The sequence below is a fragment of the Rhodococcus sp. ACPA1 genome, from assembly GCF_002300195.1.
GTDB lineage: Bacteria > Actinomycetota > Actinomycetes > Mycobacteriales > Mycobacteriaceae > Rhodococcus_F > Rhodococcus_F opacus.
The window spans coordinates 335,920-348,859 of the sequence record NZ_NSDX01000005.1; the positions used below are offsets into that span (position 1 = coordinate 335,920).

The following is a 12,940-nucleotide window of genomic DNA, read 5'->3' on the forward strand; positions in this document are numbered from 1 at the left end:
TGTCAGCCTTTCCTGTTGTTCGAGTGGGAGCGGGGCTTACCGGTTTCGACGAACTCGTCGCGGTGCTCGTCCGCGATACCGGCCAGGTTGAGTTCGAAGGTGTAGCCCTGCTCGAGGCGGTAACTGGTCTTCACGTCGACGGGGTCGATGCCGTTGATGGCTTCCTTGGCGCAGCGGATGACCCGGGTGTCCTTGGCCGCGATCTTGGCGGCGATGTCGCGGGCGGTGTCGTCGAGTTTCTCGCGCGGCACCACCTCGTACACCGATCCGAAGTGCTGGAGTTGCTGGGCGGTGACGTTCTGCGCCGTGTAGTACAGCGTGCGCATCATGTGCTGGGGGACGAGCCGGGCGAGGTGGGTGGCGGCGCCGAGTGCGCCGCGGTCGACCTCGGGAAGTCCGAAGACGGCATCGTCGGACGCGACGATCACGTCGGCGTTCCCGACCAGGCCGACGCCGCCGCCGACGCAGAATCCGTTGACCGCGACGACGACGGGGACGGCGCAGTCGTAGACGGCGGCGAACGCGGCCGCGCAGCCCCGGTTGGCGTCGACCAGCGCGCCGTAGCCGTCGGTGGCCTGCATTTCCTTGATGTCGACGCCGGCGTTGAACCCGCGTCCCTCCGCTCGCAGGATCACCACGTGGGTGTCCGGATTCCGGCCCGCGTCGAGTACGGCGTCGGCCAACTCGAACCAGCCCCGGGACGGGATGGCGTTCACGGGCGGGTAGTCGACGGTGACCGTGGTGATGCCGTCTCCGTCGGTGGTGGAGGTGATGCCCATGGCATGTTCCTAACGTCTTGTACCGAACCAAGCGATTGCTTGGTAAGTTAGCACATGTGCGGGCCGGAGAGCTCTGAGCTGGGCCTGCCGGAACATGCAACAGCGGAGGTATTCGTGGATTCAGGTCTGGACGGGGCGATCGTGCTCGTGACCGGCGGTGTTCGCGGGGTGGGCGCGGGCATCAGCCGCACCTTCCTGCGGGCGGGCGCGACGGTGGTGGCCTGCGCCCGCCGGCCGGGGGAGGCGCCGGTGGAGGTGGACGGCCGGGCCGTCGAATTCCTGCCGTGCGACATCCGCGATCCGGAGCAGGTGCAGGGTCTCGTCGACCGGATCGTCGAGCGGCACGGCCGGCTCGATGTCCTGGTCAACAATGCCGGCGGCGCACCGTTCGCGCTCGCCGCGGATGCGAGTCCGAAGTTCCACTCCAAGATCGTCGAGCTGAATCTGCTCGCCCCGCTGCTGGTGTCGCAGGTCGCGAATGCGGTGATGCAGAAGCAGGATTCCGGTGGCGCGATCGTGAACATCTCCAGCGTCAGCGGCTCGCGACCGTCGCCCGGGACCGCGGCGTACGGTGCGGCGAAGGCGGGGGTCGACAGTCTCACCGGCAGTCTCGCGGTCGAGTGGGCGCCCAAGGTGCGGGTCAACTCGGTGGTGGTCGGCCTGGTCCGCACCGAACTCGCGCATCTGCACTACGGCGACGAGGCGGGGATCGCGGCGGTCGGGGACACGGTCCCGCTGGGCCGGATGGCCTGCCCCGAGGACATCGGCAACTGCGCGGTGTTCCTGGCTTCACCGCTGGCGGCGTACGTCAGCGGTTCGACACTGACCGTCCACGGCGGCGGAGAACGTCCCGCCTTCCTGGCGGCAGCTACAGCATCTACAGAGGAGAAGGCATGAGTGGAGTGGTCGACGGTCGCGTCGTCATCGTGACGGGCGCCGGACGCGGAATCGGACGCGCCCATGCGCTGGCGTTCGCCGCCGAGGGCGCGAAGGTCGTGGTCAACGACATCGGAGCCGGCATCGACGGTTCCGCCACCGGGGAGAGTCCCGCGGAACAGGTGGTCGCGGAGATCGTCGCCGCGGGCGGCGAGGCCGTTGTGAACGGTGACGACGTCGCGGACTGGGCAGGCGCCGAGAATCTGATCAACACCGCCATCGACGCGTACGGACGCCTCGACGTGCTGGTGAACAATGCCGGGTTCCTGCGCGACCGCATGCTCGTCGGGATGAGCGAGCAGGAGTGGGACGCCGTCGTGCGTGTGCATCTGAAGGGGCATTTCGCGACGCTGCGCCACGCCGCCGCGTACTGGCGCGCCGAGGCGAAGGCGGGCAACCCGGTCGACGCCCGGATCGTCAACACCAGTTCCGGTGCCGGACTGCAGGGTTCGATCGGGCAGGGCAATTACGCCGCCGCGAAGGCGGGCATCGCGGAGATGACCATTCAGGCGGCCGCGGAACTGAAGAACTACGGCGTCACCGTCAACGCGATCGCCCCGGCCGCACGCACCCGGATGACGGTCGGCGCGGGTGGCGCGATGGCGGAGGCGATGGCCGCGCCCGAGGAGGGGTTCGACGCGATGGCGCCGGAGAACATCTCCCCGCTCGTCGTGTGGCTGGGCAGCACGGAGTCGAAGGACGTCACCGGGCGCGTGTTCGAGGTGGAGGGCGGCAAGATCACCGTCGCCGAGGGCTGGCGGCACGGTCCCACCCAGGACAAGGGTGCGCGCTGGGAACCGAAGGAGATCGGACCCGTCGTCGCCGACCTTCTCGCCAAGGCCGAAACCCCGGTCCCGGTCTACGGCGCCTGAGTACGTGAGTGGCGAAGTGTGCCGGGGCACGCTTCGCCACTCACGTGGAAGGGTGTTTGGACACATTGATAAACAGGTGTCCAGAAGTTAGTGTGCAAGAAGGAAAAGGCTCTCGGCCAAGGAGAATTCGTGAAATTCGGCATTACGTTGTTTACGAGTGACCGCGGGATCGGGCCGGCCTCGGCCGCGAGGGGTGCAGAGGCCAACGGATTCGACTCGTTCTACGTGCCCGAGCACACGCACATTCCGGTGAAACGCGATGCGGCGCATCCTCAGACGGGTGACGCGTCGCTGCCCGACGACCGCTACATGCGCACCCTCGACCCGTGGGTGGCGCTGGCCTCGGCGTCGGCGGTCACGGAGCGAATCGAACTCGGGACGTCGGTCGCGCTACCGGTCGAGCACGACCCGATCACGCTGGCCAAGACGATCGCCTCCCTCGACCACCTCAGCGGCGGACGGGTCATCCTCGGCGTGGGGTACGGGTGGAATCTGGACGAGCTCACCGATCACAACGTTCCGCCGGGACGGCGCCGGACGATGCTGCGCGAGTACCTCGAGGCGATGCGTGCGCTGTGGACGCAGGACGAGGCGTCCTACGCCGGCGAGTTCGTGAACTTCGGTCCGAGCTGGGCGTGGCCCAAGCCGGCCCGGGTGCCTCCGGTGATCGTCGGCGCCGCCGGCAACGACAAGAACTTCCGGTGGATCGTGAAATCGGCCGACGGGTGGATGACCACTCCGATCGAGCAGGACATCGACGACCGCGTCGCCACGCTGCGACGGAGGTGGCGCGAGGCCGGCCGGGACGGCGAACCGCGGATCGTCGTGCTCGACGGCAAGCCGGACGTGGACAAGTTGCGGCGGTGGAAGGACCTCGGCGTCACCGAGGTGGTGTACGGACTGCCCGACCGCAGTGAGGAAGAGGTCCTGGCGTACCTGGGCCGTCTGTCCGGAAAACTCGAGGGATTGCGCGAGTCGACCGCGGTGGGGTGAGGGAGTGCGGTTGGATGGGATGAGGGCACACTCGAGTAAGAACGTGTTCTAGTATTGCTTGCCAACTGCTCGAGGAGAGGCCGAAGTCCGTGCGCATCGCACTCTTGTCGTATCGAAGCAAGCCCCACTGTGGTGGGCAGGGTGTGTACGTACGCCATCTCAGCCGTGAGCTGGTCGAACTCGGCCATCAGGTCGAGGTGTTCTCGGGGCAGCCGTACCCGGACGTCGACCCGCGGGTGACGTTGACGAAGGTCCCCAGCCTCGACCTGTATCGCGAGCCGGATCCGTTCAGAACGCCGCACCCACGCGAGTTCCGCGACGCCGTCGACGTGCTCGAGGTCGCGACCATGTGGACGGCCGGTTTCCCGGAGCCGCTCACGTTCAGCCTCCGCGCGGCGCGACTGCTGAAGGAGCGCGCCGACGAGTTCGACGTGGTGCACGACAACCAGTGCCTCGGATACGGGCTGCTGCAGCTCCAGAAGGCCGGACTTCCGGTCGTCGCGACAATCCACCATCCGATCACCCGCGACCGCGAACTGGACCTGGCGTCGGCGAAGTGGTGGCGCAAGGTGACGGTCCGGCGCTGGTACGGCTTTCTGCGCATGCAGAAGCGGGTGGCGCGTGCCATCCCCGCGCTGCTGACGGTGTCGCAGTCCTCCGCCGACGACATCAGCGTGGCCTTCGACGTTCCCGCCGACAACCTGCAGACCATCCCACTGGGCGTGGACACCGATGTCTTCCGACCCCCGGCCGCCGCCCGGGTTCCGGGCCGAATCGTGTGCGTCGCCAGCGCCGACATGCCCCTCAAGGGGGTGTCGACGCTTCTCGAGGCGGTCGCGAAGGTGCACACCGAGCGCGCCGTCGAACTGGTGCTGGTCACCAAACTCGCACCCGGGGGAGTGACGGAGAAGCTCATCGAGGCGCTGGCCATCGGCGACGTCGTCCGGACGGTGTCGGGTATCGACGACGCCGAACTGGCGTCGCTGCTGGCATCGGCCGACGTCGCATGCGTCCCGTCGCTGTACGAGGGCTTCTCGCTGCCCGCCGTCGAGGCGATGGCATGTGGCACCCCGCTGGTGGCGAGCCGCGCCGGCGCCATTCCCGAGGTGGTGGGAACGGACGAGGAGGCGTGTGTGCTGGTGACGCCCGGCGACCCACAGGAACTCGCGGACGTGCTGGGCGCATTGCTCGACGATCCGCAGCGCCGGGCCCGGCTCGGCGACGGTGGCCGTCGACGGGTGCTCGAGCGCTACAGCTGGGCCGCCGTGGCCGCGAGAACCGCGCAGACGTATGCCGAAGCGATAGCGCAGACCCGTGAAGGAGGCCGACCGTGCTGACCGTGGACTTCGACCGGCTGGGTGTCAAGCCCGGCGACAAGGTGATCGACATCGGGGCGGGCGCCGGACGGCACTCGTTCGAGCTGTATCGACGCGGCGCCGACGTCATCGCCTTCGACCACAACGCCGACGAACTCGCGGACGTCGAAAAGATGTTCGTGGCGATGGCCGAGGTCGGTGAGGTCCCCGCGGGAGCCTCGGCTCGGGTGGAGGTCGGCGACGCGCTGAACCTGCCGTACGAGGATGCGACGTTCGACGTCGTCCTCATCTCCGAGGTCCTCGAACACGTGCCCCGCGACGGCCGCGCCATCGCCGAGCTGACCCGCATCCTCAAGCCGGGTGGTGTTGCGGCGGTGACGGTTCCGCGGTGGCTGCCGGAGAAGATCTGCTGGGCGCTGTCCGACGCGTACCACGAGGTCGAGGGTGGCCACGTCCGCATCTACCGCGCCGACGAACTGGCGGAGAAGCTGACGACCGCCGGCCTGCAGGTCCGGGGCCGGGACCACGCCCACGCCCTGCATTCGCCGTACTGGTGGCTCAAGTGCGCGGTCGGGGTGGAGAACAACGACAACCCCCTCGCGAAGGCCTACCACCAAGTTCTGGTGTGGGACATGATGAAAGCCCCCTGGCTCACGCGCACCGCCGAGAAGGTCCTCAACCCTGTGGTCGGCAAGAGCGTCGTGTTCTACCTCGAGAAGCCGAGGGAACCGAGCGTGGTGAAGGCGCCGCGGTGAGAGCCGCCGGCGTCCCGTCGGTACCGAACGTGTTGTCGGAGAGCCAGGTCAGGCAGACAGCACGGTCGATCGCGGCAGCGCAGGAGTCGTCGGGGGCGCTGCCGTGGTTTCCCGGCGGGCACACCGACCCGTGGGATCACGTCGAATCCGCCATGGCCCTCACCGCCGCCGGCCTGATCGACGAGGCGGAGGGCGCGTACGAGTGGTCGCGGCGGACGCAACGCCCGGACGGTTCGTGGCCGATGAAGTTCCGCGACGGGGCTGTGGAGAATCACGATTCCGACAGCAACTTCTGCGCCTACCTCGCGGTGGGGGTGTGGCACCACTACCTGATCACCGGTGACCGGAATTTCGTCGACGCCCTGTGGCCGTCCGTGCAGGGCGGTCTCGATTTCGTCGTCGACATGCAGTCGTCGAGCGGCGAAATCTGGTGGGCCCGCGGCGAGAACGGTCAGGACTGCCCCGAGGCGCTGCTGACCGGGAACTCCAGCATCCATCACAGCCTGCACTGCGGTCTGCTCCTCGCCCGGCTGGTCGACGACCCGCAACCGGAATGGGAGTTCGCGAAATACACGCTGGGCCACGCGATCAGGCAGCACCCGGAGGCGTTCGCGATCAAGGACGAGTACTCCATGGACTGGTACTACCCGATCCTCGGGGGCGCCGTCCGCGGTGAGACCGCGTCGGACCGCATCGCGTCGCGGTGGGACGACTTCGTGGTCGAGGGACTCGGCATCCGCTGCGTGGACCACCGGCCGTGGGTGACCGGCGCCGAAACGTGTGAACTGGTGCTGGCTCTCGACGCGATGGGAGAACACAGCCGCGCGCTCGCACAGTTCGCCGCCATGCAGCACCTGCGGGATCCGGACGGCTCGTACTGGACGGGGCTCGTCTACAGCGACGGCAAGCGGTGGCCGGTCGAACAGACCACGTGGACGGGCGGGGCGATGATCCTCGCGGCCGACGCGCTGTCCCGCACCACGCCCGGACACGGAATCTTCCGGGACGCGGCGCTGCCCGTGGGACTACCGATCGGCCTCGACCGCTGCGGCGACTACTGTCACGCCAGCGGTTCGCCCGTCTGACCGCCCACCCGCTCGAGAACTCGCAGCGACCCGGTGACGGACGTCTCCTTGAATTGCCCCGTCCCCAAAGCCCGTTCGTAGATCTCGAACGGCGGTCGCCCGCCGTCCGCCGGGTCCGGGAACACGTCGTGGATCACCAGGGCGCCGCCGACGTTCACCCACGGCGCCCACCCCTCGAGATCCGCCGACGCCGCCTCCGACGTGTGGCCGCCGTCGATGAAGACGAAGTTCACGGGAGTACGCCAGAACGTCGCCACCGTCGACGACCGGCCCAGCACACCCACGACGTACTCCTCGAGCCCGGAGTCGGCCATCGTGTGCCGGAACCGGCCGACCGTGTCGAGCAGACCGGTGTGCGGGTCGACGAACGCCGGTTCGTGATACTCCCAGCCGGGCTGATGCTCCTCGGAACCGTGATGGTGATCGATGGTGACGATGCGGGCGCCCCGCGCCTTCGCCGCCGCCCCGAGGTAGATCGTCGAACGACCGCAGTACGTGCCGATCTCGACGCCCACCCCGCCGGGGGTCAGGTACTGCATCGCGGCCTCGTGCAGGGCCGTCCCCTCGTCCTCCGGCATGAAGCCGGGGGTGGAGTCGGCGAGTCGGAGAAGCTCTGGTGTCAGGTGTTCGGTGCTCATGTGGCCTCTGCGTCCGGGGCGGCCGCTCTGGCCGCTTTCTTCCGCTTGTGTAGCACCCCGCCGATCATCGAGTCGAGTTTCGTCCCCAACGGCCAGCCCACGTAGTGGCACAGGAACAGCGCGATCTCCCGGAGTTGGTCCTCGTCCAGTTCCTCGTTGTGCAGGGCAGCCCCCACCTGGATCTCGGCGACGTCGACGAGCCCCTGTGCGGTGAGCGCACCGAGGAGGAGAAGCCGGCGGTCGCGGATGCTCAGCCCGGGCCGCGACCAGATGTCGGCGAACAGGTGGTCGGCGGTGACGGCGAAATGCGCGCCGGGCCCGTCCTGCATCTCGAATCCGTAGACCTTCTCCATCATGGCCAGGCCACGGGTGCGGGTGTCGTCGGTCATGGTTGCTCCTTCTTGTCGACGGTGCTGTCGACGCCGAGTCCAGGACCCAGGCCCGTGAGCGCGAGCCGGGCGAGCGGCAGTGCGACGTCGAGTCGTTCGCCGAGCCCGATCGCCAGCGAGAGATCCTTCTCCCCGAGGTCGCGGACGTGGGTCATGATCGGGTACCAGTTGTCGGTCTCGTCGAGAGCGTCGGTGGTGTCGCGGAGCATGATCGCTCCGGCGCCACCGGTGATCGCGTCGGTGTGACGGACGACCTTTCCGAGTTCGGTGATGTCGAGACCGGCGGCCTCGGCGAGCCGCTGCGCCTCGGCGGCAGCCGTGAACGAGACGAAGTGCAGCAGGTTGCGGGCCAGCTTCATCCGCGTACCGGCGCCCACGTCTCCGGCGTGCACGACGAGTTCGGCCCAGTGCCCGAACGGCTCCCGGACCTTCTCGAACGCGTCGTCGCTCGCCCCGACCATCACCGCCAACTTTCCCTTGTGCGCGCCGGGTGCGCCGCCGCTGACGGGCGCGTCGATCAGGTCGACGCCGTGCACACGGCAGCGGTCGGCGAGTTCGACGGCGGTGACGTCGCTGATGGTGGAATGCACCGCCACGACGGTGCCCGGCCGCGCGGTGTCGAGGATCTGTGTGACGACCGCGCGCACCTGCTCGTCGTTCAGCACGGTCACCGAGATGACGTCCGCGTTCTCCGCCACCTCCCGCGGACTCGACGTCACCTTCGCGCCCGCCTTGCCGAACGGTTCCAGCGCCTCCGGCCGGGTATCGCACACGATGAGCCCGCCGGGCCGGTCCAGCAGCCGCTTCGCCATGGGCGCACCCATGTTTCCGAGGCCGATATAGCCGACGGATACCTGTTCGGTCGTGGTCATGCGCGGAAGATCTGTCCGCCGTCGACGTTGAAGATCTGCCCGGTGATCCAGCTCGCCTCGTCGGAGAGCAGGAAGAGGCAGGCGCCGACGAGGTCGTCCGGGGTGCCCATCCGCTTCAGTGGCAACGTCTTGACCATGTCTGCCACCATATTTCCCGGCGTGACGGTGCGGGTGGCTTCGGTGTCGATCGGCCCGGGCGCGATGGCGTTGACCCGGATGTTCATGCCGCCCACCTCGTGGGCGAGTTGCTGGGTGAGGCCGTTGATCCCGACCTTCGCGAGGCCGTAGAAGCCGGAGTACAGCCAGGCGGCCGTGGACGACTGGTTGACGATGGAGCCGCCACCGCCGCTGTTCATGTGCGGCCACACGGCCCGGGTCACGTTGAGGGCGCCGTCGAAGTTCACGGCCATGAACTTCTTGTAGTAGTCCCACGGCACGGTGATGAGGAGATCGAGCTTCATGCCGCCGTAGATCGCGGCGTTGTTCACGAGATGGTCGATGCCGCCGAACTTCTCGACCGTGAACTCGGCGAGTTGCTTCGCCGAATCCTCGTCGGCGACGTCGACATCCTTGAACACCGCAGTCCCGCCGTCCGCGCTGATCTGCTTGGCCACGGTCTCACCGAGCTCTGCATTGAGATCGGCCACCACCACGTTCGCACCCTCGCGGGCGAGGGCGCGCGCGTAGCCCTCGCCGATGCCCTGCGCGGCGCCGGTGACGATGGCGGTCTTACCGTCGAAACGTCCCATATCGATTGACTCCTGTGTTGTCGGGCCGGCTCGCCGGCGTACTATTGGGCCGGTTCCGCGACCAGCTTGGTCTCCAGGTATTCCTCGAAACCGGCCACACCCATCTCGCGGCCGATTCCGGACTGCTTGTATCCGCCGAACGGGGCGTCGGCCGAGTACCAGACGCCGCCGTTGACGCTGAGCGTGCCGGTGCGCACTCCACCGACGACCCGCTCGATGCGGGCGGGATCGGTGCCCCACACCGACCCGGACAGCCCGTACGGCGAGTCGTTGGCGATGCTGATCGCGTCCTCGTCGCCGTCGTGGGGAATGATCACCAGCACGGGTCCGAAGATCTCTTCCCGAGCCACCCGGGCGGTGTTGTCGAGGCCGGTGATCAGGGTGGGTTCGACGAAGAATCCACGGTCCCGATCGGCCGGGCGGCCGCCACCGACCACGATCGTGCCGCCTTCCTCCCGCGCGATCCGCAGGTAGTCCTCGACGCGGGCGCGTTGCCGCGCGGAGATGAGGGGACCGCAGATGGTGCCGGGTTTCGCAGGATCGCCCGCGTGCAATCCGCCGAGGGTCCGGGCCGTGGCCTCGACCGCCTCGTCGTACTTCTCCCGGGGAACGAGCAGCCGGGTGGTGATGGCGCAGCCCTGCCCCGCGTGGGTGGACACGGTGAATGCGGCGACCCCACACGCGCCCGCGAGGTCGGCGTCGTCGAGCACGATGAACGCCGATTTGCCGCCGAGTTCGAGGAAGACCTTCTTCAGCGACTCGGACGCCGCCGCCATGACGGCCTTGCCCGTGGCGGTCGAACCGGTGAACGACACGAGGTCCACGCGGGGGTCGGTGGAGAGCTGAGCGCCGAGGGAGTGGTCGCTCGACGTGACGATGTTGACGACACCGGCCGGGAGGTCGGTCTCCTCGGCGATCAGGTGCCCGACGAGGGCGGCGCACCACGGAGTGTCGGGCGCGGGCTTGAGGACCACCGTGTTGCCGGCCGCGAGTGCGGGGCCGATCTTGGCGAAGTTGATCTGGTGCGGGAAGTTCCACGGCGTGATGGCCCCGACGACGCCGACGGCCTCCTTGAGGACGCGTCGGCGGGTCTTGATGCCCATCGGCTCGGCGATGCCCAGATCCTGTTCCCAGGAATAGCTTTCGGCGAGGTCCGCGAAATACCCGAGGTCGGCGACCGGGCCTTCGAGTTGCGGTCCGCTGGTGAGGAAGGCGGGGGCGCCGACTTCGGCGATGGTGATGTCGCGCAGTTCCTCGATGTGGGACTGCAGCACGTCGCGCAGCTGCCGCAGGCAGCGGGCGCGGAAGGCGTGGTCGCGGGACCACGTGGTGTCGTCGAAGGCCCGCCGTGCGGCGGCGACCGCGGCGTCCATGTCGGACGCGGTGGCGTCGGCGGCTCTCCCGAGTACCTCCTCGGTGGCCGGGTTGATCACCTCGAACGTGCCGCCGGAACCGGGAATCAGTTTGCCGTCGATCAGGAGAGCAGAGCTGTCGGTGGGGCGCAGAGTCATGGGTATTCGCTTCCGAATCGGGTGAGTGTCACAGCGATCTCCGAAAACTGGACATGTGTCTGGACTATAGTTTGAACAACTGGATGCCGCAATGACGAGTTCGGCGGAGGTGTGATGAATTCACGCGACGAGAGACGGCTGGACGGGCGAGGCGCCGTCGTGACCGGCTCGAGCCGGGGGATCGGCCGGGCCGTCGCGCACGCGCTCGCGGCGGAGGGGGCCGGCGTGGTGGTCAACGGCCGTGATCCGGCCGCGGCGGAGAAGGTGGCCGACGCGATCGTGCTCGGCGGTGGCCGGGCGATCGCGGTGGCTGGTTCGGCGGCCGCGGACGGCGTCGCGGAGGCGCTGGTCGACGCCGCGGAATGTGCGTTCGGCCAGGTGGACGTGCTGATCAACTGCGCCGGTGTCGCGGAGCCTGCCGGGTCGTCCATCCTCACCGTCACCGACGAGCAATGGCGCGAACTCATCGATGCGCACCTGACGGCGACGTTCCGCACGTGCCGGGCCGCGGCGCCCCTGATGGCGGAACGGGGGCGCGGAGCGATTGTGAACACGAGTTCGTTCGCTTTCCTCGGCGACTACGGCGGAACCGGATATCCCGCCGGCAAGGGGGCGGTCAACAGCCTGACCCTCGCCATCGCGGCCGAACTCGCCGAGTCCGGCGTCCGCGCCAACGTCGTGTGCCCCGGTGCGAAGACCCGCCTGTCCGTGGGAGCGGAGTACGAGCAGCGCGTCGAGGAACTGCACAGGCGGGGGATGCTGGACGATGCAACACGCTACGGCTCGCTGCATCCGGCACCCGCCGACTACGTCGCCCGGCTGTACGCGTTCCTGGCCAGCGACCTCGCCGCCGGAATCACCGGCGGGATCTTCGCCGGATCAGGGTGCTTCGTCGGCAGATTCGACCGGCCGGCTCCGACTGTGCTGGCCTACCGCGACCACGAGACCGAGCCGCCGTGGTCGCTCGACGAGCTGGCGAAGTTGGTGGGTTCCGCTCACGGTGAGCGGTGATGTGAATTGTCCGGCATCGCATGGGCCACGACTTCGTCGTAGGCGGCCGGCGACGTGTCCCGGAAAGATCAGCCCTCCGTCCCGTAGGGATAAGTCTTTCGGATTCCGTGCCGCTACTATGGAATGCATCACGCCGCGGGAACTCGACGCCTACATCGGCAGAACCCGCGGCCCGCACGGGCGAGTGAAATCGTCCCGGCGCACGCGGCGGGCGACGCCGCGTACGAATCAAGGTCGAAAATAACACGAGCGCAAAGACTTCGGTAATCACGTCGCTCTGGCGGCGGATTACGGCTCGTGTAATCGACTTGTGCCTGGGTGAAAGCGGCCCAATGAAGCTGACGCAGAGGCCCGCGGATAGCCGAGCACTATGTATCGGCATTACGCACGGAGAGAATGTATGTTGTTTTGCACCAAGATTGTTCGACAGTGTCCTCCCGGTGAATGTGCTGGTGACGGACGATCGCGGGCAACGATAATTCGACGATCTGGCCGACGATCGACGTTGCCTTCACCGTTCGGTCTTGCACGGTTCGATGTGTTGGTCCGCTGGGGGAGACGGAGGTGGGCGTCGGCAGGGCAGGGTAGGGACAGGCGGCGGTCGGACCCGAACACCGCGCTGGGCTATTTGGAGCAGCTTCCGGCACTGAGGTTGCTCGAGCGGCTTCCGGTTCCCGCCCTTGCTGTCGATGAAGAGGGGTTGATTGTGCATGCCAACCCGGCACTCGGGCGGATGCTGGGGTACCCCGAGCACTGGTTCGCCGGGTGTTCGGTCGCGGACGTGGTCGTTCCGGCGTCGTCGCCGGGCGGCCCCGCATCGGTGGCGCTGCTGCGGGACTTTGCGGGAAAGGTAATCGAACTCGCCCATCGCGAAGGCTTCGTTGTGCGTGCAGCGGTGAGCAGGTCGGTGTTGTGCAGGAAGGACGACCCCGTCACGTTCGTGTGCTTCCAGGACCTCACCGAGCAGTTGTGGGGCGGTGGGCGGGCCCCCGACTTCGAGTGATGTCGTCGCCCGGTTTCCTCGCAGTACCGAG

14 protein-coding genes are annotated in these 12,940 nt (G+C 68.0%); 8 read left to right on the forward strand and 6 right to left on the reverse strand.

Going from position 1 to position 12,940, the window contains the following annotated elements:
- Positions 1 to 2: 2 nt before the first annotated feature.
- Positions 3 to 779: a (7aS)-7a-methyl-1,5-dioxo-2,3,5,6,7,7a-hexahydro-1H-indene-carboxyl-CoA hydrolase gene (gene echA20, locus CJ177_RS25970; protein ID WP_005244596.1), complete on the reverse strand. Its 777-nt coding sequence runs from the start codon at positions 777 to 779 to the stop codon at positions 3 to 5.
- 114 nt (positions 780 to 893) lie between these two features.
- Between echA20 and CJ177_RS25975 the strand changes: the two genes are divergently transcribed.
- From CJ177_RS25975 to CJ177_RS26000, 6 genes are all read left to right on the forward strand, one after another.
- Entirely contained in the window at positions 894 to 1,676 is a 783-nt protein-coding gene (locus CJ177_RS25975) for an SDR family oxidoreductase (protein WP_061042285.1), read from the forward strand.
- Positions 1,673 to 2,587, forward strand: coding sequence for an SDR family oxidoreductase (locus CJ177_RS25980; RefSeq protein ID WP_095868961.1), 915 nt, complete (start codon positions 1,673 to 1,675; stop codon positions 2,585 to 2,587). Before CJ177_RS25975 ends, CJ177_RS25980 begins: the two co-directional genes overlap by 4 nt.
- 129 nt (positions 2,588 to 2,716) lie before the next feature.
- The gene (locus CJ177_RS25985; RefSeq protein WP_095869231.1) at positions 2,717 to 3,580 is read left to right on the forward strand and encodes an LLM class F420-dependent oxidoreductase; all 864 of its coding nucleotides are present in this window, start codon (positions 2,717 to 2,719) and stop codon (positions 3,578 to 3,580) included.
- 89 nt (positions 3,581 to 3,669) lie between these two features.
- Entirely contained in the window at positions 3,670 to 4,917 is a 1,248-nt protein-coding gene (locus CJ177_RS25990; protein ID WP_095868962.1) for a glycosyltransferase family 4 protein, read from the forward strand.
- Entirely contained in the window at positions 4,911 to 5,651 is a 741-nt protein-coding gene (locus CJ177_RS25995; protein WP_095868963.1) for a class I SAM-dependent methyltransferase, read from the forward strand. The genes CJ177_RS25990 and CJ177_RS25995 overlap by 7 nt, the downstream gene beginning before the upstream one ends.
- Positions 5,648 to 6,736, forward strand: coding sequence for a prenyltransferase (locus CJ177_RS26000; protein WP_061042281.1), 1,089 nt, complete (start codon positions 5,648 to 5,650; stop codon positions 6,734 to 6,736). The genes CJ177_RS25995 and CJ177_RS26000 overlap by 4 nt, the downstream gene beginning before the upstream one ends.
- On the opposite strand, the gene CJ177_RS26005 is transcribed toward CJ177_RS26000, so the two are convergent.
- Genes CJ177_RS26005 through CJ177_RS26025 form a run of 5 tightly spaced genes read right to left on the reverse strand, consistent with a single transcriptional unit; the run spans position 6,712 to position 10,895 of the window.
- A complete protein-coding gene (locus CJ177_RS26005) occupies positions 6,712 to 7,374 on the reverse strand; it encodes a class I SAM-dependent methyltransferase (protein WP_005244589.1) in 663 nt (220 codons plus the stop codon). The two genes, CJ177_RS26000 and CJ177_RS26005, sit on opposite strands and share 25 nt — an antisense overlap.
- A complete protein-coding gene (locus CJ177_RS26010; protein WP_005244588.1) occupies positions 7,371 to 7,763 on the reverse strand; it encodes a carboxymuconolactone decarboxylase family protein in 393 nt (130 codons plus the stop codon). Before CJ177_RS26010 ends, CJ177_RS26005 begins: the two co-directional genes overlap by 4 nt.
- A complete protein-coding gene (locus CJ177_RS26015) occupies positions 7,760 to 8,635 on the reverse strand; it encodes an NAD(P)-dependent oxidoreductase (RefSeq protein ID WP_061697499.1) in 876 nt (291 codons plus the stop codon). The genes CJ177_RS26010 and CJ177_RS26015 overlap by 4 nt, the downstream gene beginning before the upstream one ends.
- The gene (locus CJ177_RS26020; protein WP_005244586.1) at positions 8,632 to 9,384 is read right to left on the reverse strand and encodes an SDR family oxidoreductase; all 753 of its coding nucleotides are present in this window, start codon (positions 9,382 to 9,384) and stop codon (positions 8,632 to 8,634) included. The genes CJ177_RS26015 and CJ177_RS26020 overlap by 4 nt, the downstream gene beginning before the upstream one ends.
- A gap of 41 nt (positions 9,385 to 9,425) precedes the next feature.
- Positions 9,426 to 10,895, reverse strand: a complete 1,470-nt coding sequence (locus tag CJ177_RS26025) for an aldehyde dehydrogenase (RefSeq protein WP_095868964.1) — start codon at positions 10,893 to 10,895, stop codon at positions 9,426 to 9,428.
- Positions 10,896 to 11,009: 114 nt separating this feature from the next.
- Between CJ177_RS26025 and CJ177_RS26030 the strand changes: the two genes are divergently transcribed.
- Positions 11,010 to 11,906 (forward strand): SDR family NAD(P)-dependent oxidoreductase, encoded by an 897-nt coding sequence (locus CJ177_RS26030; RefSeq protein WP_061042276.1) that lies wholly within the window; start codon positions 11,010 to 11,012, stop codon positions 11,904 to 11,906.
- 538 nt (positions 11,907 to 12,444) lie between these two features.
- Positions 12,445 to 12,909, forward strand: coding sequence for a PAS domain-containing protein (locus CJ177_RS26035; RefSeq protein ID WP_179443300.1), 465 nt, complete (start codon positions 12,445 to 12,447; stop codon positions 12,907 to 12,909).
- Positions 12,910 to 12,940: the final 31 nt, after the last annotated feature.